The organism is Sphingomonas sp. (assembly GCF_026460985.1).
In the GTDB taxonomy this organism is placed as follows: Bacteria; Pseudomonadota; Alphaproteobacteria; order Sphingomonadales; family Sphingomonadaceae; genus Sphingomonas.
This window is the reverse complement of the sequence record NZ_JAPKNM010000010.1, coordinates 1-21,634: the sequence shown is the minus strand read 5'-3', so window position 1 is coordinate 21,634 and position 21,634 is coordinate 1. Positions and strand designations below refer to the sequence as shown.

Genomic DNA, 21,634 nt, shown 5'->3' with positions numbered 1-21,634 from the left:
ACTGTCGGACGATAGAATCACCACCCCGCCCCCGGCTGCGCCAGATATTTCTCTTCCTCCGCCGTCGACTCCCGCCCCAGCGCGGCATTGCGGCTCGGAAACCGACCGTAGCGTGCGATCACCTCGGCATGCTGGCGCGCATATTCGAGCGCCTCTTCCTGGCCCAGCGCCTCGAAGCAACTGAGGCTCACCGCCTGCAGCTCGCGGCTCTCGGCATGCTCGAACGGCAGATAGAGGAACTGGCGCTGCTCGGGCGTCATGCCGCGGTCCCAGCCGCGCTCGACCGCGAGGCTGGCGAGCTCCTGCGCCAGCGGATCGGCGGCGAACGCTTCCGCCGTGCCGCGATGCACGTTGCGGCTGAACTGGTCGAGCAGGATCACCGCTGCGAGCAACGCCCACGGGTCGCTCCGCCATTCGGCCGCCTTGCTCTCGAGCACGGCCACGCGAAGCGGCTCGAAGAGATCTTCGATCTCGCGGTCGAGCCCATCGGACTTGGCGAACCATTGCTCGGGCATCAGCGCCTCGAACCAGAAGCTCAGCACTTCCTCGGCCCTTGCGTGGACTTCCGCCGCCGTCGATCCTAGATCGCTCGCCAATGCCGACCTCCTCTCCTCAGATAATCAACATGGGTTGCCGTCTCAACCTTGCCGAGGGCGAGTCGATCCGTGCGTTGCTGGTGGGGCGTGACACGATCGTGGTGAACAGCTGCGCGGTCACCAACGAAGCGGTCAAGCAGACGCGCCAGGCGATCCGCCGCGCCCGCCGCGAGCGGCCCGAGGCGGAGCTCGTCGTCACCGGCTGCGCGGCGCAGATCGATCCCGCTGGCTTCGCGGCGATGCCCGAAGTGAACCGCGTAATCGGCAACGCCGAGAAACTCAGAGCGGAAGCCTGGGAAGCTTACGACGAGGTCCTCGTCCAGGACATCATGACGGTGCGCGAGACCGCGCCGCACCTCGCCGCGAGCTTCTCGACGCACGCACGCGCATTCGTCGAGGTTCAGAACGGCTGCGACCATCGCTGCACCTTCTGCGCGATTCCCTATGGCCGCGGCAACAGCCGCTCGGTGCCGGCGGGCGCAGTGATCGACCGCATCGCCGCGCTCGCCGAAAACCATGCCGAGATCGTGCTCACGGGCGTCGACCTTACCAGCTACGGCCCGGACCTCCCCGGCGCGCCCAGCCTCGGCCAGCTCGTCGAGCGCATCCTGCATCACGTGCCGCAGCTCCGCCGCCTGCGCCTTTCCTCGCTCGACGGGGTCGAGATCGACGACCGGCTGTTCGCCTTGCTCACCCAGGAGCCTCGCATCCAGCCGCACGTCCACCTCTCGCTCCAGGCGGGCGACGACATGGTGCTCAAGCGGATGAAGCGCCGCCACAGCCGCGCCGAGAGCGTCGCTTTGGTCGAGCGGCTCAAGGCCGCGCGGCCGGAGATCGCGATCGGCGCCGATCTCATCGCCGGCTTCCCTACCGAAGACGAGGCGATGTTCGCCAACAGCCTCGCGCTGCTCGACGATTGCGACGTGGTCCACCCCCATATCTTCCCCTACAGCCCCCGCGCCGGCACCCCCGCCGCGCGCATGCCCCAGGTCGCGCCGGCCGTGGTCAAGGCCCGCGCCGCCCGATTGCGCGAAGCCGCCGCGGCGCGCCGTTCGCGCTGGCTGCAAAGCCTGATAGGCAGCACCCAGCAAGTACTGGTAGAGCGCCCCGGCGACCGCGGCCATGCCGGCAATTTCGCCGAGGTACGTTTTCCCGCTCAGGAGATAGGTTCGATAGTGCAGGTCCAGATTGACGGTGTCGCCGATGGCGCGCTGACCGCAAATCCAGTTCGTCACCCCCGCGAAAGCGGGGGCCCATCTCCCGCGCTGTCCTCATTGTGGCACGGGCACGAGATGGGTCCCCGCTTTCGCGGGGATGACGAGGGCGCGCTGAAATGAGCACCAATCCCTCATGGCACGAGAAGCTGCTCGGCGGCTTCCGCAAGACGTCCGACCGGCTGCTCGGCAACCTCGCCGGGCTTTCGGGCGCGCGGCTCGACGAGGCGACGCTCGACGATATCGAGGAGGCGCTGATCGCCTCGGACCTCGGCCCCGGCACCGCCGCCAAGGTCCGCGCCCGCCTCGCCGAGGGACAATATGAGCGCAACATGGAGGAGCTCGGCATCCGCCTCGTCGTCGCCGAGGAGATCGAGAAGGCGCTCCAGCCGGTGGCGAAGCATCTCGAGATCGAGGCCTTCCCCCGCCCGCAGGTGATCCTGGTCATCGGCGTCAACGGCAGCGGCAAGACCACCACCATCGCCAAGCTCGCCAACAGCCTCGTCGAGCAGGATTACGGCGTGATGCTCGCTGCGGGCGACACCTTCCGCGCCGCCGCGATCGGCCAGCTCAAGACCTGGGCCGAGCGGATCGGCGTGCCGATCGTCACCGGCCCCGAGGGCGGCGACGCCGCGGGCATCGTCTACGAGGCGGTGAAGCAGGCGACCGCGACCGGCATCGACGTGCTGATCGTCGATACCGCCGGCCGGCTCCAGAACAAGCGCGAGCTGATGGACGAGCTCGCCAAGGTCCGCCGCGTGCTCGGCCGGCTCAATCCCGCGGCGCCGCACGACGTGGTGCTCGTGCTCGACGCCACCACCGGTCAGAACGCGCTGAGCCAGATCGAAGTGTTCAAGGAAGTAGCCGGCGTCACCGGCCTCGTCATGACCAAGCTCGACGGGACGGCACGCGGGGGCGTCCTCGTCGCTGCGGCCGAGAAATACGGTCTCCCCATCCACGCGATCGGCGTCGGCGAGAAGGTCGACGATCTCCGCCCGTTCGACGCCAACGAAGTCGCCCGCATCATCGCCGGCGTGGAAGAGCTTACCAATGGCTGAAACCCGCACTCCCCTTTCCCCCGGCATGCGCATGCTGATCGATTTCGGTCCGCTGGCGGTGTTCTTCCTCGTCAACAGCTATGCGCCGGGGCTCCAGATCCAGCGGATTATGACCGCGACGGTCGCCTTCATGGTCGCGATGGCGGTGGCGATGGGGCTCAGCTGGTGGAAGGCGCGCCACATCTCGCCGATGCTGTGGATCACCGGCGCGCTGGTGCTCGTGTTCGGCAGCCTGACGCTCTGGTTCCACGACCAGAGCTTCATCCAGATGAAGCCGACGATCGTCTACACGATGTTCGCGGTGATCCTCGGCTATGGGCTGATCGCGAAGAAGCCCTTGCTCCAGATGCTGCTCGAGACCGCCTATCCCGGGCTCTCGGCCAAGGGCTGGCGGCTGCTGACGATCAACTGGACCGGCTTCTTCGTCGCGATGGCGATCCTCAACGAGGTCATGCGCCAGGTGCTGAGCTGGGACCAGTGGGTGACGTTCAAGACCTGGGCGGTGATCCCGCTGACCCTCGTCTTCGCGATGCTCAACATCCCGATGCTGCTCAAACACGGGCTGCAGCTGGAAAAGCCCGAGGATACGCCCCTCCCGCCGGAAGGCTGACATGAACTCCCTCTCCCTCTGGGAGAGGGAAGGGGCCCGCGCGCGAAGCGCGTGGGAAGGGTGAGGGTGAGCGGTTATTCACCCTCACCCTTCCGCCGACTTCGTCGGCTCCCTCCCTCTCCCAAAGGGAGAGGGAGAAAAAAGCTCAGCCCTGATCCGCCCGGCTCACCCCCGCGCCATCCAGGTTCTGCGCGACGAAGTCCCAGTTGATCAAATTCGCCGACACCGCCTCGAGATAGGCCGGGCGCGCATTGCGATAGTCGACGTAGTAAGCGTGCTCCCACACGTCGAGCGTCAGCAGCGGCAGCATGCCGTCATAGACCACCGGGGTATCGGCGTCGTGCAGCGAGGTCACCTTGAGCTTGCCGCCGTCGAGCACCAGCCAGCCCCAGCCGCTCGCGAAATGGTTGGTCGACTCGGTCACCAGCGCCTTCACCAGCGCCTCGGCCGAGCCGAATCCGTCGTTGATCAGGTCGGCGAGCTTGCCGCTCGGCGCCTGCTTCTCGGGGCTCAGGCACTGCCAGAAGAAGCTGTGGTTCCAGATCTGGGCGGAGTTGTTGAACAGGCCCTTGTCGCCGGTCTCCTTGGCTTTCTGGATCACCTCGGAGAGCTTCAGCCCCTCGAGGCCCTTCTCGACCACGAAGCCGTTGGTCTTGTCGACATAGGCCTTGTGGTGCTTGCCGTGGTGGAATTCGAGCGTCTCCGCCGACATGTGCGGGGCGAGCGCATTCTTGTCATAGGGCAGCGCGGGAAGTTCGAAAGCCATGGGGATACTCCGTGTTCGATTCACCCGCCCAACGATCCGCGGCGGGAAGCGGTCCTCCCCTACCCCCGAAAATCCGCTCCTGTCCCGCAAATTTCGTTGCGTGTGACAAACGAAAATTCCGATCTTAAGCTGGAACCGCGGGCGCCGGGGGCAATCGGCGCCGCACAAGGAGGGGAGCCAACGCATGGACAAGTTTCTCGGCAATCTGCACGCGGTGCTCGCGGTCAGCCTGGTGCTGGCGATCGGCCTGATGTTCGCACCCTATTTCACGCCGCCGCTCGGGCTGTGGAACGGCATATTCCAGTGGCTCCACGTCTTCTTCGGGATCACCTGGGTCGGGCTGTTATATTATTTCAACTTCGTCCAGATCCCGACCATGCCCAGCATCCCGGTCGAGCTGAAACCTGGCGTGTCGAAATATATCGCGCCCAAGGCCCTGTTCTTCTTCCGCTACGCCGCCTTGCTCACCGTCGTCACCGGCCTGATCCTCGCCTGGCTCTATAACGAGCTCGAGGACGCGCTGCTGCTGCGCGAGAATGCCCGGCTGATCGGGATCGGCATGTGGCTGGCGCTGGTGATGGCGGCGAATGTCTGGTTCATCATCTGGCCCAACCAGAAGAAGGCGCTCGGGCTGGTCGAAGCCGACGACGCGACCAAGGCCAAGGCGGCCAAGGCCGCGATGATGGCCTCGCGGATCAACGTGCTGCTCTCGCTGCCGATGCTGCTGGCGATGACGAACTATCATTGAAAGAGGCACAGATTCCCCTCCCTGCAAGGGAGGGAAGTAGGATGGGAGTCCTAGGTCGAAGCGACATTCAAAATCCTCCCCCGCCAGGGGGAGGTGGCGCCGAAGGCGTCGGAGGGGGAGGTAAACGGCGTACTCTCCAATGGAGCGCCGTGATTCCGCCCCCTCCGTCACGCTGCGCGTGCCACCTTCCCCTGGCGGGGGAGGATTGAAAGGTCTCGCTCGCCTGAATGTCGATACGCCCTATCCCCCCGCCCCCAGCAGTTCGTGCCGCTTGAGCGCATGCCGAAGCTGGTCATAGGTCAACCCTAGCGCCTCGGCGGTCGAGCGCTGGTTGTAGCGGTGCTCGGCGAGCGCGCGCGACAGCAACTGCCGCTCGAACGCCGAGACGCGCGACTTGAAGTCGTTCCCGCCGTCGAACACCGCCACCGGCTCCACTTCTTCGGCGGGCGCAGGCGCGCCGGCAGCAGGCGCCGGAGCAACAGCCGCTGCCGCAGGCGACATCGGCCGCGGCCGGAAAGGCGACTTGAACGGGTCGATCTCGATCGAATCCACCGGCCCCTCGCGCTCCCAGCGATAGACCGCGCGCTCGACCACGTTGCGCAGCTCGCGGACATTGCCCGGCCAGTCGTAGCTCAGCAGCGCGTCGAGCGCGTTCGGGCCCCAGCCCGGCCAGTCGACCAGCCCGATCTCCGACGCCATGCGCCGCCCGAAGAACTCGGCGAGCACTTCGATATCCCCCCGCCGCGCCCGCAAGGGCGGCAAGGTCACCACCTCGAACGAGAGCCGATCGAGCAGGTCGGCGCGGAACGTCCCCTTCTCGACCTTGTCGGGCAGATGCTCGTTGGTCGCCGCGACGATGCGGACATCGACGTTCAGCGGCCGCGACGATCCGATCCGCGTCACTTCGCCATATTCGACCGCGCGCAGCAGCCGGTCCTGCGCCGCCATCGACAGCGTGCCGAGCTCGTCGAGGAACAGGGTGCCGCGATGCGCCTCCTCGAAGCGCCCCGCGCGCGCCTTGGTCGCGCCGGTGAACGCGCCCGATTCGTGCCCGAACAATTCGGCCTCGATCAGCGTCTCGGGAAGCGCGGCGCAGTTCATGATCACCAGCGGCTGGTCCCAGCGCGGGCTCAGGCGATGCAGGCGCTCGGCAACGAGTTCCTTGCCCGTCCCGCGCTCGCCGATGACGAGCACCGGCCGGTCGAGCGCCGCCGCGCGGCTGGCGCGCTCGAGTGCGTCGAGAAAGGCTCCGGATTGGCCGATGACCTGGGTCGCGCGCTCCATGCCGAACCTTTGGCGAATTTTCCCAACTCTTGGCAAGCGCTATTTATCGGGACCGCCCCTGAAAATGAGCAAAAACCACGGAAATCTGCGGTTTTCGCAAATTGGCACGCATCCTGCTGAGATGTCAGCAAGCTCGATAACGGGCCAACGAAAACACCAAGGTTCAGGGAACAAGATCATGACCTACGAAGCAGCCAATGTCCGCAATGCCTTTGTCGCAGTCACCATCGCCTTCCTCGCCAGCGCCGTCCTGATGGCCGGCGCGGTGGGCCCGGCGATCGCCTGAGGCCACGAAGTCTCCCCGCTCACCCGCCCCGGTGAGCGGAAACCCGCCGGGAGGGGCACCCCCTAGTCCCTCCCGGCGGATCCCAAAACGAAGGAGTGTTAGAATGGGTATCTTCTCGCGAACCCGCGATATCATCGCCGCCAACGTCACCGACCTGCTCGACAAGGCCGAAGACCCGGCCAAGATGATCCGCATGATCATCCTCGAGATGGAGGAGACCTTGGTCGAGGTTCGCGCCTCTGCCGCTCGCACCATCGCCGACCAGAAGGAAATGCGCCGCCACATCTCGAAGCTCGAGAAGCTCCAGGAGAGCTGGACCGAGAAGGCCGAGCTGGCGCTCTCCAAGGGCCGCGAGGACCTCGCCAAGGCCGCCCTGGTCGAGAAGCAGAAGGCTTCCGACATGTGCGAGCAGCTCTCGACCGAGATCGGCGTGCTCGACGAGGCCCTCAAGGCCTCCGAGGAGGACATCACCAAGCTCCAGAACAAGCTGCGCGAGGCGCGGGTTCGCCAGAACTCGATCGTCGCCCGGCTGGAGAGCGCCAACAACCGGACGCGCCTCCGCGAGATGACCAACGGCTCGAAGATGCAGGATGCGTTCTCGCGCTTCGACGTCCTCGAACGCCGGGTCGACTTCGCCGAGGGCCGCGCCGATGCGGCGGGCCTGGGCGGCGTCCCCAAGACGCTCGAGGAAGAGATCGCCGAGCTGCGCTCGTCCGAGAAGGTCGATGCCGAGCTCGAAGCGCTGAAGGCACGCCTGGCCAAGGGAGCGTAAGCGATGGAAGACGTCTTCGTGCCCATCGTCATCGTCGGGATCCTGTTCGTCGGTCTCCCCTGGGTGGTTCTGCACTACATCACCCGGTGGAAGACGGCAGCGACGATCACCGGCGAGGATGAGAAGCTCCTCGACGAGCTCTACTACACCGCTCGCCAGCTCGAGGAGCGCCTGCTCACCGTCGAACGCATCATCGCCGCCGACAACCCCGATTTCCGCCCGCTCTCGGCCTCGCGCCCCGAGCCGAGCCCCTTCGATATCTCCAGGAGGAACTGATGTCCGTCCGCACCAAATTCTACCTCGACAAGGCCAATGCCAAGTGGCTGGGCGTCTGCTCGGGGCTGGCGGATTACACCGGGATCGACGTGATCTGGCTCCGTGTCGGCGTCGCGCTCCTGACCTTCACGACCTTCCCGATGGGCCTGTTCGGCTATCTGCTGATCGCCTGGATGGCGCCGAGCCGCCCGGCCGGCCTCTACGAAGGTCCCGATGAGGCGAAGTTCTGGCAGGGCGTGCGCAGCAACCCGAGCCGCTCGACCGCCGAGGTCCGCTCGAAGTTCCGCGACATCGACCGCCGGCTCGCCGACATCGAGATGTACTATACGAGCCGCAACACCCGGCTCGCCGACGAGATCGACAGCCTCCGCTGAGGCGGGCGCAGTCAACAGGGAGGAAGAACATGAACTGGGGTGGACCGGGCTTTGTCCTCGCGATCATCGCCATCTCGACCGCCGGCTGGCTCATCAGCACCTGGATCCGCGCGAAGCACGGATATCCGATCGAGAATGAGTGGAAGGGCATGAGCCACCGCGGAGACGCCGAGGCGGACCGCAAGATCGAGCTCCTCTCTTCGGAGAACGAGCGCCTGACCGGCCAGATCTCGCGGCTCGAGGAGCGGATCGCAGTGCTCGAACGGATCGCCACCGATCCCGCCGAGCGCACCGCCCGCGACATCGACGCGCTGCGTTGAGGGAAGGACGAGAAGATGGGTGAAGCAGTGCTTATGCAGAACCTCCCGGGGCTCATCGGCGGCGCGATGCTGCTGGGGTTCTTCGGGATCGCAGGGTGGATCTACACCACCTGGCTGCGGATCAAGAACGGCTACCCGCTGGAGAACAGCTGGGGCAAGGCGATCTACCCGCAGAAGAACGACGAGGCGATGGAGCGCATTCGGCTCCTGAGCCAGGAGAATGCCCAACTCCGTGCCGAGCTCGGCTCGATCAAGGACCGGCTGGCGAATGTCGAGCGCATCGTCACCGACAGCGCCCACAGCCTCGACCGCGAGATCGAGCAGCTGCGCGGCAAGAGCAACTGAGGAGCAAGTTCGATGAACCCGATCCTGATCCCCATTCTCGGCATCGCCTGCGGCATGATCGCGATCGTGTTCGGCGTCGCCAGCGACATGTTCAGGCGCTGGCTCAAGCACAAGGAGGCGATGACCCAGGTGATCGCCGCCCAGACCGCCGAGCAGGCCGCTCAATATGCCGCCCATGTCGAGCGGCTCGAGCAGAGGGTCCGGGTTCTCGAACGGATCGTCACCGACCGCGGCATCGCCGTCGCGGATGAGATCGAAAAGCTGCGCGACGCGCCGCTCAACTAAGCCCCGCTGCGCAAGGCGCAGCCAAATTTGAGGCCCGCTGCGCAAAGCGCAGCAAAATTTGAGGAAAGCTGAAATGATGATCATCGTGCTCGCAGTGCTGACGGCACTGTGCGGGGGAGCTATGGCCCTCGCAGAAGCCCGGGACCGCCCCGTCCGTCGTGCGGAGAAGCTGGCCCGGCAGCAGCAACAACAGGGCGCCTGACGCGCGCCGCAAAGGGAGTAGAGGGAATGAACCCGTTCGAAATGGTTGTCGCGATCATCGTGGTGGTGACGATCGGCAGCGTCATCAAGGCGCGCTACGGCATCCGCAAGGATCGGCACGGCAACGAGCACTTCCACGGCGTCGACCCGGCAGCGACCGCCGACGCCGCCCGGCTCCGCGACGAGGTCCGCGCCCTGAAGGAGCGCGTCCAGGTCCTCGAGCGGGTCATCACCGACAATGAAGCCAGCAGCCTGCGCCTCGACCGCGAGATCGAAGCGCTGCGCGAGAAGAAAAACCCCTGAACAGGGAGACATGCAATGACCGTAGATCCCAATCTCTACATCACCCTTTCGGTCTCGGGCCTCGCCGGCCTGGCGATGGTGACCGCGGCGGGACTCTCGGGCTGGCGCGGCTGGCTGGCGTTCAAGCGCCAGGAGCTCGCCAACCGCCCGACCTCGGCATCGCCGGCCGAGCCCACCGTCCCCTCCGCCGCCTCGCGCATCGAGATCGCCGACCTGAAGGAGCGCATCCGCAAGCTCGAAGCGATCGCCGCGGGGGTGGATCTTTGACTTTCTCAAGCCCCTCCCCTTCAGGGGAGGGGTTGGGGGTGGGGCCTGTCAGTCTCACCGAGCCTAGCGCTTGCGGCACTGCCCCACCCAACCCTCCCCCTTCAGGGGAGGGGTATGCGAGCGGCAGTCATGCGTTATAGCGCCACCATGAACAGCCTGGCCGACATCCGTGACGAATACGCCTTCCTCGACGCCGACGATCGTTACCGCCTGCTGATCGACCTGGGCCGCGCGCTCGATCCGATGCCCGAGCCCCTCAAGACCGACGCCACCCTCGTCCGCGGCTGTTCGGCCGCTGTCTGGGTCTATCCCACCCGCAGCGACGACGGCACGCTCCGCTTCCTCGCCGATTCGAACGCCGCGATCACCAAGGGCATCATCGCCCTGATATTGCTGACGGTGCAGGACGGCAGCCCGGCCGACATCCTCGCCACCGACATCGAGGCCGCACTCGCCCCGTTCGACCTGCGCAACCAGCTCAGCTCTAACCGCACTCAGGGCATCCCCAACATGATCGCCCTGATCCGCGAGACGGCGCGGCGCTATGCGGGCTAAGGAGCGAGCCCCAGCTCTCCCGCCACCGCATCCAGGTCCGCCCCCTCGGGCACCAGCAGCCACTCCCGCGACGCCGCGCCGTTCACCACGGTCACCGCGCCGCGCGGGCACACGCCGAGGCACTTGACCTCGACGATCCCGGCCGCGCCCTTGCGCCCCTTCTTCAATCCCAGATGTTTCCGAAGCGCCTTGGCCAGCGGCGTCCTGCCCTTGGTTCCGAAGCCGCCACCCAGCTTCTTCGAGCATTTCGAGCAGACCAGGACCGTGTTCGACCAGTTGGAGCGAACGCTTCGCTTCAAGCGGGCTTCCACGTCCTGCGCTCTTCCGCGGTCTTGAGCACCTCATAGGCCGCCTGGATCGCCTGGAAGCGCTTGGCGGCCTCGGCGTCGCCGGGCTTCACGTCGGGATGGTTCGATTTGGCGAGCCGGCGCCACGCCATGCGCACCGCCTCGAAATCGCTGTCGACCTCGAGGTCGAGCACCTCGAGCGCGCGCATCTCGTCGCGCGATCGGCTGCCGTCGCCGGGGCCTGCCCAGCTATTGTGCTTCGATTCCGCGAAGCCCGAAGCGTCGCGCCGCTCCTCGGCCTCGCGCTTGGCGGCTTCCTCGGCGGTCAGGCCCTCGAAATAGTTCCAGTTGCGGTTGTACTCGGCGGCGTGCGCCTCGCAGAAATACCAGCGCTCGGGACTGTTGGGCGATTTGGGCGCGGGCCGGTCGCCGGGCGACTCGCAGCCGTGCCGGTCGCACAGCCGCACCTGCACGGCCTCGCGCTCGGCGCCATAAGCGCGCCAGCGGGGGAAGCCCCAGTCGGAGGATCGCGTCGCACGTGCCATTGAGCGCCAGATAGGGGGGCGGCGCTGCAAAGGCTAGGCGGAACCTGCAATTCTCCCCTCCCTTGCAGGGAGGGGAGTTCTGAGAAGAAAATGCCAGAGGGTCTATAAGCCGGGTTCTGTCCTCGCGCCGAAACGCGATGTGCGGCCATTCCTCTAGGCGGCGGATCGCTCCGCCGCTCAAGCAACCAACCCGGGCGACGGGCCGGAACCAGGCCCATATGCCGCCCCTATTCGGTCTTGCTCCCGGTGGGGTTTGCCATGCCGCTTCCGTTGCCGGTCGCGCGGTGCGCTCTTGCCGCACCCTTTCACCCTTGCCCTCAATCCCGAAGGACCAGCGGGCGGTCTGCTCTCTGTGGCACTTTCCCTGAACCAGCAAGCTGGCCCGCCGGGCGTTACCCGGCACCGTGTTTCCGTGGAGCCCGGACTTTCCTCGGCGATGCTTGCGCATCGACGCGGCCGCCCGACCCTCTGGCACCATCCGATCTAGCGCAGCGCAAGCCGCGCGCAAGGACTTATCCCGCCCACATTCAAAATCCTCCCCCGCCAGGGGGAGGTGGCGCCGAAGGCGACGGAGGGGGAGGTAAGCAGCGTACCTTGCAATGGAGCGCAGTGATTCCGCCCCCTCCGTCATGCTTCGCATGCCACCTCCCCCTGGCGGGGGAGGATTAGAAAGCCAAGCGCGCCTAGCGGGACTAAACCTAGTCCCGCTTCACCGCCTTGCCCCAGGCGAGCACTTCGACCAAAGTCTGGGTCGAGAGCGGCCCGCGGCCGATCGGGATGCGGCGATAGTCCGATCCGACCTCGACCACGCCGTCGGCGCCGTTCACCCGCGCCGTGCGCGTGAGCGCCGCGGTCGCCTCCGCCACGGTGGGCGCGTTGACCGATGGGATCTCCTTGCCGTCGTCGCTGGACCGGACCGTGCCGGCCAGCCGCACCTGCACCGGCCCCAGTCGCACCATTCCGCTACCGTTGAGCATCGACTTGCCTCCGACCTTGCACCCTAGGCCGGATTTCGCTGCCACGGTATGTCCGGAAAGGGTGAACGGCGCGCGAACCTTCTTTTTCGTGCAGCTATCTCAATCGTCGCCCTGCGGCTTGGGGAGGAGCAAGGCGAGCAGGATGCAGCGGCATTCCATGTCGATCTCGCCGTCGATCAGCTCGGGCCGGAAGCGCCGCTGGAACGCGACCACCGCCGCCTCCTCGTCGGTCACGTCATAGCCGAAGCGCTCGAGCGCGAGCATGAAGCCGGCGTCGGGCCAGCCGGGATCGACGAGGTTCCGGGTCGGCCGCGGCAGAGCGAGCCGGAGCCGCGCCAGTGCATGCCAGTTGAACAGCTCGCCCGGATCCTGCTTGCGCGCCGGCGCCACGTCCGAATGGCCGACCACGTTGCCGCGGGTGATGCCGTGGCGTTCCTTGATGTCGGCGACCAGCGGGATCAGCGCGCCCATCTGCGCCTCGGGGAAGGGCCGATAGCCGAACTCGTGCCCCGGATTGACGATCTCGATCCCGATCGACGCCGAGTTGACGTCGGTGACGCCGCGCCAGTGCGAGCGCCCGGCGTGCCAGGCGCGGTGGCGCTCGTCGACCAGCCGCAGGATGCGCCCGTCCTCGTCGACCAGATAATGCGCCGAGACCTTGGCCTCGGGATCGCGCAGCCGGTCGATCGCAGCCTGCGCGCTCTCCATGCCGGTATAATGGAGCACCAGCATCGACACGGGCAGCTCGCGCGCGTCGAAATTGGGTGAGGGCGCGTCGATGATATGGAGGCCGGTGGTCATCGCCGGCGATCGTAGGAGCGCGGACGCGCCTGCCGCAAGGGGTTCAGCCGAAAGCCGCGCGCTTCGGCTGCGCGGGCTCGATCGCGCGATAGAAGCCGCGGAACCGGTCGCAGGGCTGGAACCGGTCGGTCAGCCCGATCACCGTCTCGCCCGCGCCGAGCACCAGCAGCCCGCCCGGTCGCACCGCCGAGGCGAGGATTCCGAACACGTCGCGGCGGACCTCCTGCGAGAAATAGAGGAGGACGTTGCGGCACAGCACCACGTCGAACTTGCCCGGCGGGGCCGGATCGGCGGTCAGGTTCTGCTGGCGGAACTGGATGCGGCGCAGCAGCTCGGGCTTGGCCGTCCAGTCGCCGCCGGCGCTGTCGAACCAGGTCATCATCCGCCGCACCGGCAGGCCGCGCTGGATCTCGAACTGCGAATAGCGCCCGGCCCGCGCCCGCGCGAGCGCCGCGGGGGAAACGTCGGTCGCGACGATCTCGGGCGCCGCGACGCCCTCGCCCATCCCGCGCTCGTCGAACAGCATCGCCAGGCTCAGCGGTTCCTGGCCGGTCGAGCAACCCGACGACCAGATGCGGATCCGGCGCTCGGGCGTCTCGGCCTGGAGCGCCTTGGCGGCATCGGCGATCATGTCGAGCACCGCCGCGTCGCGGAAGAAGCTCGTCTCCTGGTTCAACAGCGCATCCACGACTTGATCCCCCAAATCCCCCGTTCGTGTCGCGACGAGCTGGGCAACCAGCTGGTCGAGCGACGCGAGTCCCTTTTCGCGCAGCAGCGGCTTGAGCGCGGTCTCGATCCGCCACGCACGGTTGGCAGCGATCTGCTGCCCGGTGCGCTGCTCGAGCAGCGCCGAAATCAGGTTCATCGTCCCCGACGAACCCTGCGGCGTCGATCCGGGAAAGTGCATCATGCCCTCCCCTGCCGCGCCACCAGCCGCCCGAGCTCGTCGGGCGGCAATATCGCGCTCGCATGGCCGGCATTGGCCACCGCGCCCGGCATCCCCCAGATCACCGAGCTCTCGCGATCCTGCACCAGCATCCGCGCGCCGGCCTCGACCAGCCGCTTCGCGCCCTCCGCGCCGTCGCGGCCCATGCCGCTCAGCATCACGCCGAGCGCGCGCTTGCCGAACGCCTCGGCGATCGATTCGAGCATCGGGTCGACCGAGGGCATGCATCCGCTCAGCGAGCGCTCGTCGCTCAGCCGCACCGCCCAGCCGTCGGACATCCGCGCCACGCGCATATGCGCGTCCCCCGGCGCCACGATGATCCGCCCGGGCCGCACCCGCATGCGATCGGTCGCGACTTCGCACGGGCGGCTGCCCAGCACCGCGAGCTGCGCCGCGAAATAGCCCATGAAGGAGATCGGCAGATGCTGCGTCACCAGGATCGGGACCTGGAAGCTGGCGGGGATCGCGCGCAGGAACTGGCTGAGCGCATGGATGCCGCCGGTCGAAGCGCCGATCGCGACGATGTCGAAGTCGTGCGGGGCCGCCACCGGCGCGAAACGCGTCGGGGCATTGGACAGCGGCGTCGGCTCTGCCGGCGTCTCGATCAGCCGCGCCAGCCGCTCCTCGAGCACTTCGGCGAAGCGCCCGCCGAACGCGCCGATCCCGGGCTTGACCAGGGTATCCGCCGCGCCGAGCGCGAGCGCCTGCACCGTCACCGCCGCGCCCTCGTCGGCCGAGGAGGAGACGATCAGGACCTTGGCGCCGTTGCCCATGGCGAGCACGTCGGGGAGCGCGGTCAGGCCGTCGATCCCGGGCATTTCGATGTCGAGCAGGATGATGTCGACTTGGTGGTTCGCCAGATAGTCGAGCGCGGCGCGCACGTCGCTCAAGGCGGCGGCGACGCGGAAGCGCCGCGTGCCGTCCACCATCCGTCCGAGCACCGATCGCGCGACGACCGAATCGTCGACGATCAGCACCTGCGCGACCGTGAACGGCGCGCCGGTGTCGGCCAGATTGGTGCTTCGCGCCACCCTCACGCCCCTTACGCGGACTTCAGGCTACGCCGACGATCTGCAGCTTGCTTTCGAGCGTCTCGCGATCGAACGGCTTCATGACATATTCGTCGGCGCCGGCTTCGATCGCCGCGCGGATATAGGCCATGCCGTTCTCGGTGGTGCAGAACACCACCTTGGGGCGCTGCGGCAGCCCCGAATCCTTGAGCGCGCGCAGGAAGTCCATCCCGCTCATCACCGGCATGTTCCAGTCGAGCAGGACCACGTCCGGCGGCGTCGCCATGCACGAATCCAGCGCCTCGCGGCCGTCTCCGGCCTCGCGTACTTCAAAATCGAGCGTCTCGAGGATGTGCCGCGCGACCTTGCGGATCACCTTGGAGTCGTCGACGACAAGACAAGTCTTCATGTTTCCCTGTTCCCCGATAGTCAGGCGTCTGTTCCATCATAGTGCGCCAACAGGCGTAAGCACCGCGTTAATCGAACAAAATCAGTTGATGGTTCCCGAATAGCCGGGGACCAGGGATGCGAGATCGATCGCGAGGATCGGTTCGCCGTCGCGTTCGACGATCCCGCGCCCCGCCCGGCGCCACGCGGTGTCGAGCGCGACGCCCCCCGCGAGCGGCAGCAGGTCGAACGGCGCGACGTCGTCGAGCGCGTCGACGAGCAGCGCATAATGGTGCCCCTCGACCAGGGTGATCACCGCGCGCTTCGCCTGGCTGGCGCTGTCGAGCCCCAGCGCGCTGTGGGTGTCGACCACGGTCACCACCCGGCTGCGCAGCGCCGCCAGCCCGCGGACGTGCTGCGACGCGAGCGGCACCTGCGTGACCTCGCCGATGTCCACGACCGATTCGACCTGGTCGGAATCGATCGCGACGGCGCGTCCGGCCACCTGTGCGATGAGATAGAGATGCGTCATCAGCGGCCCTTTCCAGCCACGCGGGCCTCGAGCGCGGAGAGCAGGCCCGCGCGATCATAGCGATAGACGCTGTCGTCGCCCGCGCCGGCCGCGGCACGGCGGTTGCGCAGCCGCACCACCGGCGCCTTCTCGGCAAGCTCGGCGGGCGCATCGCTTGCGGAGAGCACCACCGCCGGGGTCTCGCCCGCCGGCAGCTGCGTCACGACACGGTATCCAGCGGTCTCGAGCAGCGGCCGCACGAACGAGGCCATCCAGCCGTCCTTGTCGCCCGCGATCAGGCAGAGCGGCGCGACATCGTCTCCGCCCCGGTCGGCATGCTCGTCGAACACCCACAGGATATCGAGCAACTCGACCTGCTCGTCGTCGATCAGCGCGACGCCCGCGATCGGCCCCGGCTCGCGCGCGGGTACCAGTTCCTCGGGCAGCACGATGATGTCGAGCGCCTCGTCGATCGCGTAGCTGACTTCGTTGGCGCCGTCCTTCAGGCGCAGCACGTTGAGCCTGCTCCGCCCCTCGATCTCGCCCTGCGCGGCGAGCGGCAGGATCCGTCCGTCGATCGTCACGCGGAAGCGGCCCGCGGCGAAGCGCACATTGTCGCCATCGACCTGCTCGACCCGGTCCACCGCCGCCAGCGGCACCGCGCGGCGTACGCCGTCGAGGTCGCAGAACATCAGCGCGGGCATGCCCAACTCCGCGTCCACCACTTCCTCGTCGTCTTCGACCTGCTCGTCCTCGCGGTTGAAGTCGAGCCCGGCGACATGGGCGATCCCCGCGCAATCGAGCAGCAGCATCGGCAGCCCCGAATCGGGCAGCGTCTGCCCGGCATAGACGCCGGTGGACATCACTGCCGGCGAGGCCGGCTTGATCACCAGTTCCTCGTTGTCGAGGACCATGTCGGCGGCGAGCGCATAGCTGCCCTCGCCGATGTTGACGATCGAGATCATCCGCGGCCCGTCATTCTTGGCGCGCGGGATTTGGAGCACTTCGCACAGGTTGAGCAGCGGCATCCGCCGGCCGCGCACGCTGAGTACCTTCGCGCCGCCGATCGTGTCGATCCGGATCGCGTCGGCCTGGTCGGTGACGATCTCCTCGATCGCCTGGCGCGAGATCGCGAAACGCTGGCCGCCCGCGCCGACGACGATCGCCGAGATGATCGACAGCGTCAGAGGCACATGGATCGCGAGCCGCAGCCCCTTGCCCGGCATATTGTCGAGGTCGACGCGGCCGCCGATCTGCTCGATCGAGGCGCGGACAATGTCCATCCCCACCCCGCGGCCCGAGACTTCGCTGACCTGGTCCTTGCTCGACAGTCCTGCCTCGAACACGAGCTCGAGCTTGGCCCGCTCCGAAAGCGCGCGCAGCCTGGCCTCGTCGCGGCCGTTCGCCACGAGCTTGCGGATCAGCCGCTCGGTGTCGATCCCGCGGCCGTCGTCGGTGATCTCGATGATGATCTGGTTGCCCGACTGGCGCGCCGAGACGACCAGCCGGCCATTCTCGCGCTTGCCCGCCGCACGGCGGTCCTGCGGCGTCTCGATGCCGTGGTCGATCGCGTTGCGGACGATGTGGACCAGCGGGTCGCGCATCATCTCGATCATCTCGCGATCGAGCTCGACGTCCGATCCCTCGACATGGAGCGTCACCGACTTGCCGAGCCCTGCCGCGGTGTCGCGCACCATGCGCGGCAGCGCCGAGAACAGCGCATCGATCTTCTGCATGCGCGTGCGCGTCACCGTGTCGCGCATCTCGCCGACGGTAAGCGAAAGCCGCTCGAGCGCCGCCTCGATCGTCGGATCGATGTCGCCGCCGCGCAGCCGCCGGGCGAGCTCGTTGCGCGCCAGCACCATGTCCGACATGCCCGACATCATCCGGTCGAGCAGGTCGACGTTCAGGCGGACGCTGCGCGCCGGCGCGCGGCTCAGCGCGGGCTGGCTCGCCTGGGATATCTCCTCGGCGCCTTCCTCGAGCGCCGAGATCAGCAATTCGTCGCCGCTGTCGGGCAGGCTGGTCCCCGAATCGATCGCCTCGACCAGCTCGCCGATCCGGTCGACGATCGCGAGCACGGCGTTGACCAGCGGCCGGTCCGGCACGCGCTTGCCCTCGCGGACCTGCGCCAGCACGTCCTCGGCCGAATGGCTCAGCCGGCCGAGCCGCGGCAGGTCGAGAAAGCCGCAGCTCCCTTTGACGGTGTGCACGAAACGAAAGATCGCATCGAGCCGCGCGCGATCCGCGGGCTGCGCTTCCCAGGCGACGATCTCGCCCGAAAGCGCCTCGAGCGTCTCACGCGTCTCGGCGATGAATTCCTGAAGCAGGTCGTCCATGGGGCCCCGGAGCAAATTTGCGGGGGCACTGTGCAGTATCGGTAGTTAAAAGGGCGTTAGCCTTGCAACCTGCGCAAACCACCCGCTACCCCGCAATCATATGCTGCCGGGGGGAGCGTGGGATGATCGACTGGCGAAGTCTATTCAAGCTGCCGAGCGGTGAGGTCGCCGACGGACCAGCAGACGAGCCTTATCGTGTCTTCACGCGAGCATATGATCTGGAGCTTCCAGGCGCCGGCATCACCGAGCGCTTGTCGACATCCAACCCCGATAAGCTCGCGTGGCGTGACTATGATGGCACCGGCTGGCGCGAAGCCCGGAACTTGGCGGAACACCTCGCGGAGGGCCAAGCTTCGATCGGCGATGCCATAAGCACTGCGCTGGGGAGCGACGCAGCCGAGTTCGCGGTCACCTTGTTGATCGACCAATCTGGATCAATGAAAGGCGCCCCGATTGCCGCGGTGGCGAACGCAACGCGTGACTTCGAAGCATGCCTGTCGCGTGCCGGAGCCCGGACCGAAGTGCTCGGTTTTTCCACCGCGGGCTGGCATGGCGGTTTCGCACGGGAGGCGTGGCTTCGCGGTGGGCGACCCGAGCGCCCTGGCCGCCTCTGTGCCTTGTTACACATCGTCTATAAATCCGCCGATGAGCCCGAATGGTCTCCGCAATCGCAGCAGGCAATGCTTCACCCCGACCTGCTGCGCGAAAATGTGGATGGGGAAGCGCTGGATTGGGCTGTGGAACGCCTCTCCTCCGCTCCCGCCCGATACAAGTTGTTGATCATGTTGTCCGACGGAGCACCCGTCGACGACTCCACACTCAAGGAGAATGGTCCGTCCTATCTCGAATGGCACCTTTGTCGTTCAATCGCCCGAATTGAGGGCGGGAATGAGGTTACTTTGGGCGCCTTGGGTATCGGTTACGAAGTCGGTCGCTACTATCGACACTCGCGCGCGGGGGGAGATCGATACTCTTCCCGAGGATCTAACGAAGCTGTTCGGGAGCCTCGTGGAGATTGTCCGCCTGTCCATCGATTCGAAGTGAGTTACCGCAACTACCCGGGAGGTTAGCCCACCCGGAACGACGCCCCGAACAGCAGCACCTCCGACTCCGGCGGGCTCACCTGCAGCGTCCCCTCGCCCTGCGTCACCAGCGCGTGCGCCAGGAACGCCGCCGCGGCGCGCGGGGTGATCGGCATGTCGTCCTGCCCGCCGGCCAGCGCACCGCGCAGCTCGGGGTCGAGCACGATCCGCGGGCCGTCGGCGCGCACGACGATCTCGATCGATCCGTCGACGATCTCGGCACCGATATCGAGCTGGCCGCCGCGGATCAGCGCGTCGCCGCCGATCAGCGCCAGGTTGAGCAGCACCTTGATCGCCTGCTTGGGCAGCACCGGATCCTCGACCATCCAGCCGATCTTGACGCGGTGGTTGTCGCCGAACAGCCCCTCGATCGCCGCCTGCGCCTCGCGCGTGTCGACGGTCTCGCCGAAGCCGCCCGCGGCGCCGAACGCCAGCCGGAAGAATTTCAGCTTGTTCGCCGACGCCTTGGCGCTCTCGCTGAGCAGCTCGAGGCAGCGCGCGCGCATCTCGGGATCATGCTCGTCGGCGAGCAGCTCCAGCCCGTTGTTGAGCGCGCCGACCGGGCTCAGCAGGTCGTGGCAGAGCCTTGAGCACAGGAGGCTCGCGAAATCGGTCGGGCTGATGTTCAAGAATGTGGCTCCGGTTACCCCAGGCCTCTTTGGCGCAGCCGCGAGGCCGCTGCAAGCGGCGCCCTCCGATCGCTAGCCGACGCGACGGCCCGAGAAGAGCTGGATCAGCCCGACGACGATGGCGACGACCAGCAGGATGTGGATCAGCCCGCTGCCGATATGGAAGGCGAAGCCGAGCAGCCACAATATGAGCAGGATGATGGCGATGGTCCAAAGCATCTCGATGCACTCCGTTGATTTCGATAGGCAAACGAGACGCCGAGGCGAAGTGTTCCGGTCGCCTCCGTCCCGGCCGATCCGCGCCCCGCAGTCCGTTTCTAGGTAGTGTCAGCGCGTCGCCCCGGGGTTCCCCCCGATTGAGGCGCGCGCATTCGGACGCATAATCGGTTCGCGATCGAAGAGGTCGGGATTTGCCAGTTGCCCAGCGCATTTCTCCCACGGCCTTTTCGCACGCCATGATGCAACGGTCTCTCTCTCCTCCCCCCTTGAGAGGCGCGTCATCAGGTGCGGCGGCGGGATGGACAGCGACCGCCGCCGCGCCGACTTCGCTGGCTCCGGGCTGGCGGGGACACCGGCACGCAGGTCTGATGCTCTCCGAAACCTGTGCGCCGGGTCCGGCAACGCCCGCCGCGTGCAGCCAACGGCGAGGGTCGCGTGCACAACGCGGCCCTCTTTTTTGCCCGCCGGAATCTGCCCGGTACGGCAGGCCGCAGGCTAGGGGTTTTTCTCTATGGCCACCCGCCGCGCTTTCACCGAGACTGCCCGTGGGCAACAGGGACTGACGCGCCGGGGCTCGCGCTTCGGCGGGCCGCCGCGGCCATTGTCAGCCCTGATGTGGCGAGGACGGCGATGCACGAAGGACCTTCCGGCTTTGGGGCGTGCCCATGAGCAGCGTGACGCGCCGGGTGCTGATCGCCGACGATCATGACGTGGTCCGCCGCGGCGTGCGCATGCTGCTGGAAACGCGTCCCAATCTGCACATCGTCGCCGAAGCCTCCAACGGCCGCATGGCGCTGGAGGAGGCGCGGTCCACCCAGCCCGACATCGCCGTGATCGACTATTCGCTCCCCGAGCTGAACGGCCTCGACCTCACCGCCGCGCTCAAGCGCGAGAATCCGCGGATGGAAGTGCTGGTCTATACGATGCACGAGCGCGAGGACCTGGTGCTCGAGGTGCTGCGCGCGGGCGCACGGGGCTATGTCCTCAAATCGGATACGGAGAAACACCTGCTCGCCGCGATCGACGCCCTGTCGATCCACCGCCCCTATTTCTCCGGCGTCATCTCGGAGACCCTGCTCGAGCGCTTCCTCGATTCCTCCCCCCACGCGCAGGCGACGCTGACGCACCGCGAGCGCGAGGTCGTCCAGCTGATCGCGGAGGGCAAGATCAACAAGGAAGTCGGCTACATCCTCAACATCAGCGTCAAGACGGTCGAGACCCACCGCGCCTCCGCCATGCACAAGCTCAAGCTGCGCACCACCGCCGAGCTCGTCCGCTTCGCCGTGCGGAACAACATCATCGAGCCCTGAGCGTGGGCTGACTGGTCCGCACGCAAGTACGTCATCCCGGAAGCCAATTTTCTCCAAATCTTTGATTTGGTCAGAAAATTAAGCTGTCCGGGATCCACCGTGAGGCAGATGCTGGAGGATGAGGTGGATCCCGGCCCCTTAGGTCGTATCGACATTCAGCCTCTATTTTCCCTCGCCCCCTGCAAGGGGGAGAGGGTTGCGCAGACTTAGGTTTTGCGAAGCAAAGCCTTAGTCGGAGCTGGGTGAGGGGGTGCGGCTGCGCAGCAGCCGCGCGGAGCTGCGCTCCGCTCTACCCCTCTCCAAGCTGCGCTAGGCAGCAAGCTGCCAAGCT

30 protein-coding genes and 1 other RNA gene are annotated in these 21,634 nt (G+C 66.9%); 16 read left to right on the top strand and 15 right to left on the bottom strand.

Annotated elements, in window-relative coordinates; translation table 11 throughout:
- Window positions 1-17 precede the first annotated feature (17 nt).
- A complete protein-coding gene (locus MT490_RS02690) occupies window positions 18-596 on the bottom strand; it encodes a DUF924 family protein (RefSeq protein WP_297384029.1) in 579 nt (192 codons plus the stop codon).
- Here MT490_RS02690 and mtaB point away from each other — a divergent pair.
- From mtaB to MT490_RS02675, 3 genes are read left to right on the top strand one after another with little or no spacing between them, the layout of a single operon-like run.
- The gene (gene mtaB / locus MT490_RS02685) at window positions 596-1,933 is read left to right on the top strand and encodes a tRNA (N(6)-L-threonylcarbamoyladenosine(37)-C(2))-methylthiotransferase MtaB (RefSeq protein ID WP_297384028.1); all 1,338 of its coding nucleotides are present in this window, start codon (window positions 596-598) and stop codon (window positions 1,931-1,933) included. The genes MT490_RS02690 and mtaB overlap by 1 nt on opposite strands.
- Window positions 1,930-2,868: a signal recognition particle-docking protein FtsY gene (gene ftsY, locus MT490_RS02680; RefSeq protein ID WP_297384026.1), complete on the top strand. Its 939-nt coding sequence runs from the start codon at window positions 1,930-1,932 to the stop codon at window positions 2,866-2,868. Before mtaB ends, ftsY begins: the two co-directional genes overlap by 4 nt.
- Window positions 2,861-3,478, top strand: coding sequence for a septation protein A (locus tag MT490_RS02675; protein ID WP_297384024.1), 618 nt, complete (start codon window positions 2,861-2,863; stop codon window positions 3,476-3,478). Before ftsY ends, MT490_RS02675 begins: the two co-directional genes overlap by 8 nt.
- A 145-nt stretch (window positions 3,479-3,623) precedes the next feature.
- Here MT490_RS02675 and MT490_RS02670 read toward each other — a convergent pair whose 3' ends face one another.
- The gene (locus tag MT490_RS02670; protein ID WP_297384022.1) at window positions 3,624-4,244 is read right to left on the bottom strand and encodes a superoxide dismutase; all 621 of its coding nucleotides are present in this window, start codon (window positions 4,242-4,244) and stop codon (window positions 3,624-3,626) included.
- A 184-nt stretch (window positions 4,245-4,428) separates the two neighbouring features.
- On the opposite strand from MT490_RS02670, the gene MT490_RS02665 reads away from it, so the two are divergent.
- Window positions 4,429-4,992, top strand: a complete 564-nt coding sequence (locus tag MT490_RS02665; RefSeq protein ID WP_297384021.1) for a urate hydroxylase PuuD — start codon at window positions 4,429-4,431, stop codon at window positions 4,990-4,992.
- A gap of 240 nt (window positions 4,993-5,232) precedes the next feature.
- Here the strand turns inward: MT490_RS02665 and pspF are convergent, their stop codons facing one another.
- Complete coding sequence (gene pspF, locus MT490_RS02660; protein WP_297384020.1) at window positions 5,233-6,276, bottom strand: phage shock protein operon transcriptional activator; 1,044 nt, start codon at window positions 6,274-6,276, stop codon at window positions 5,233-5,235.
- 389 nt (window positions 6,277-6,665) lie between these two features.
- On the opposite strand from pspF, the gene pspA reads away from it, so the two are divergent.
- The 10 genes from pspA (at window position 6,666) to MT490_RS02610 (ending at window position 10,260) form a co-directional block, all read left to right on the top strand.
- Window positions 6,666-7,334 (top strand): phage shock protein PspA, encoded by a 669-nt coding sequence (gene pspA, locus MT490_RS02655; RefSeq protein WP_297384019.1) that lies wholly within the window; start codon window positions 6,666-6,668, stop codon window positions 7,332-7,334.
- Between the two features lie 3 nt (window positions 7,335-7,337).
- Complete coding sequence (pspB, locus tag MT490_RS02650) at window positions 7,338-7,610, top strand: envelope stress response membrane protein PspB (protein WP_297384018.1); 273 nt, start codon at window positions 7,338-7,340, stop codon at window positions 7,608-7,610.
- The gene (locus MT490_RS02645) at window positions 7,607-7,984 is read left to right on the top strand and encodes a PspC domain-containing protein (protein WP_297384033.1); all 378 of its coding nucleotides are present in this window, start codon (window positions 7,607-7,609) and stop codon (window positions 7,982-7,984) included. Before pspB ends, MT490_RS02645 begins: the two co-directional genes overlap by 4 nt.
- 29 nt (window positions 7,985-8,013) lie before the next feature.
- Entirely contained in the window at window positions 8,014-8,304 is a 291-nt protein-coding gene (locus MT490_RS02640; protein WP_297384017.1) for a hypothetical protein, read from the top strand.
- Window positions 8,305-8,337: 33 nt separating this feature from the next.
- Entirely contained in the window at window positions 8,338-8,649 is a 312-nt protein-coding gene (locus tag MT490_RS02635) for a hypothetical protein (RefSeq protein WP_297384015.1), read from the top strand.
- Between the two features lie 12 nt (window positions 8,650-8,661).
- Window positions 8,662-8,934, top strand: a complete 273-nt coding sequence (locus tag MT490_RS02630; protein ID WP_297384014.1) for a hypothetical protein — start codon at window positions 8,662-8,664, stop codon at window positions 8,932-8,934.
- A 73-nt stretch (window positions 8,935-9,007) separates the two neighbouring features.
- On the top strand, window positions 9,008-9,136 hold the full coding sequence (locus tag MT490_RS02625) for a hypothetical protein (RefSeq protein WP_297384012.1): 129 nt from the start codon (window positions 9,008-9,010) through the stop codon (window positions 9,134-9,136).
- 26 nt (window positions 9,137-9,162) lie between these two features.
- Window positions 9,163-9,438, top strand: coding sequence for a hypothetical protein (locus tag MT490_RS02620; RefSeq protein ID WP_297384010.1), 276 nt, complete (start codon window positions 9,163-9,165; stop codon window positions 9,436-9,438).
- 15 nt (window positions 9,439-9,453) lie between these two features.
- Window positions 9,454-9,705: a hypothetical protein gene (locus tag MT490_RS02615; RefSeq protein WP_297384008.1), complete on the top strand. Its 252-nt coding sequence runs from the start codon at window positions 9,454-9,456 to the stop codon at window positions 9,703-9,705.
- 147 nt (window positions 9,706-9,852) lie between these two features.
- A complete protein-coding gene (locus MT490_RS02610; protein WP_297384031.1) occupies window positions 9,853-10,260 on the top strand; it encodes a SufE family protein in 408 nt (135 codons plus the stop codon).
- Here MT490_RS02610 and MT490_RS02605 read toward each other — a convergent pair.
- The 10 genes from MT490_RS02605 to MT490_RS02560 form a co-directional block, all read right to left on the bottom strand.
- Window positions 10,257-10,559 carry a (2Fe-2S) ferredoxin domain-containing protein gene (locus MT490_RS02605; RefSeq protein ID WP_297384007.1) on the bottom strand — a complete coding sequence of 101 codons (303 nt, stop codon included), beginning with the start codon at window positions 10,557-10,559 and terminating at the stop codon, window positions 10,257-10,259. The two genes, MT490_RS02610 and MT490_RS02605, sit on opposite strands and share 4 nt — an antisense overlap.
- Window positions 10,556-11,092 carry a J domain-containing protein gene (locus tag MT490_RS02600; protein ID WP_297384006.1) on the bottom strand — a complete coding sequence of 179 codons (537 nt, stop codon included), beginning with the start codon at window positions 11,090-11,092 and terminating at the stop codon, window positions 10,556-10,558. The genes MT490_RS02605 and MT490_RS02600 overlap by 4 nt, the downstream gene beginning before the upstream one ends.
- 89 nt (window positions 11,093-11,181) lie before the next feature.
- An RNA gene (gene rnpB, locus MT490_RS02595) (RNase P RNA component class A) lies at window positions 11,182-11,564 on the bottom strand.
- A 226-nt stretch (window positions 11,565-11,790) separates the two neighbouring features.
- Window positions 11,791-12,069: a hypothetical protein gene (locus tag MT490_RS02590; protein WP_297384004.1), complete on the bottom strand. Its 279-nt coding sequence runs from the start codon at window positions 12,067-12,069 to the stop codon at window positions 11,791-11,793.
- Between the two features lie 99 nt (window positions 12,070-12,168).
- Window positions 12,169-12,870 (bottom strand): N-acetylmuramoyl-L-alanine amidase, encoded by a 702-nt coding sequence (locus MT490_RS02585; RefSeq protein WP_297384003.1) that lies wholly within the window; start codon window positions 12,868-12,870, stop codon window positions 12,169-12,171.
- A 43-nt stretch (window positions 12,871-12,913) separates the two neighbouring features.
- On the bottom strand, window positions 12,914-13,777 hold the full coding sequence (locus tag MT490_RS02580; protein ID WP_297384002.1) for a protein-glutamate O-methyltransferase CheR: 864 nt from the start codon (window positions 13,775-13,777) through the stop codon (window positions 12,914-12,916).
- Window positions 13,777-14,847 carry a chemotaxis-specific protein-glutamate methyltransferase CheB gene (gene cheB, locus MT490_RS02575; protein WP_297384001.1) on the bottom strand — a complete coding sequence of 357 codons (1,071 nt, stop codon included), beginning with the start codon at window positions 14,845-14,847 and terminating at the stop codon, window positions 13,777-13,779. The genes MT490_RS02580 and cheB overlap by 1 nt, the downstream gene beginning before the upstream one ends.
- Before the next feature lie 22 nt (window positions 14,848-14,869).
- Window positions 14,870-15,235, bottom strand: coding sequence for a response regulator (locus tag MT490_RS02570; protein WP_025560063.1), 366 nt, complete (start codon window positions 15,233-15,235; stop codon window positions 14,870-14,872).
- A gap of 81 nt (window positions 15,236-15,316) precedes the next feature.
- Window positions 15,317-15,745, bottom strand: coding sequence for a chemotaxis protein CheW (locus MT490_RS02565; RefSeq protein ID WP_297383999.1), 429 nt, complete (start codon window positions 15,743-15,745; stop codon window positions 15,317-15,319).
- Window positions 15,745-18,063: a chemotaxis protein CheW gene (locus tag MT490_RS02560; protein WP_297383997.1), complete on the bottom strand. Its 2,319-nt coding sequence runs from the start codon at window positions 18,061-18,063 to the stop codon at window positions 15,745-15,747. The genes MT490_RS02565 and MT490_RS02560 overlap by 1 nt, the downstream gene beginning before the upstream one ends.
- A gap of 122 nt (window positions 18,064-18,185) precedes the next feature.
- Between MT490_RS02560 and MT490_RS02555 the strand changes: the two genes are divergently transcribed.
- Window positions 18,186-19,133, top strand: a complete 948-nt coding sequence (locus tag MT490_RS02555) for a hypothetical protein (protein WP_297383995.1) — start codon at window positions 18,186-18,188, stop codon at window positions 19,131-19,133.
- On the opposite strand, the gene MT490_RS02550 is transcribed toward MT490_RS02555, so the two are convergent.
- Complete coding sequence (locus MT490_RS02550) at window positions 19,130-19,774, bottom strand: histidine phosphotransferase family protein (protein ID WP_297383994.1); 645 nt, start codon at window positions 19,772-19,774, stop codon at window positions 19,130-19,132. The two genes, MT490_RS02555 and MT490_RS02550, sit on opposite strands and share 4 nt — an antisense overlap.
- Window positions 19,775-19,846: 72 nt before the next feature.
- Window positions 19,847-19,993, bottom strand: a complete 147-nt coding sequence (locus tag MT490_RS02545) for a lmo0937 family membrane protein (RefSeq protein ID WP_297383993.1) — start codon at window positions 19,991-19,993, stop codon at window positions 19,847-19,849.
- 665 nt (window positions 19,994-20,658) lie between these two features.
- On the opposite strand from MT490_RS02545, the gene MT490_RS02540 reads away from it, so the two are divergent.
- Window positions 20,659-21,303 (top strand): response regulator transcription factor, encoded by a 645-nt coding sequence (locus tag MT490_RS02540; RefSeq protein ID WP_297383992.1) that lies wholly within the window; start codon window positions 20,659-20,661, stop codon window positions 21,301-21,303.
- Window positions 21,304-21,634: the final 331 nt, after the last annotated feature.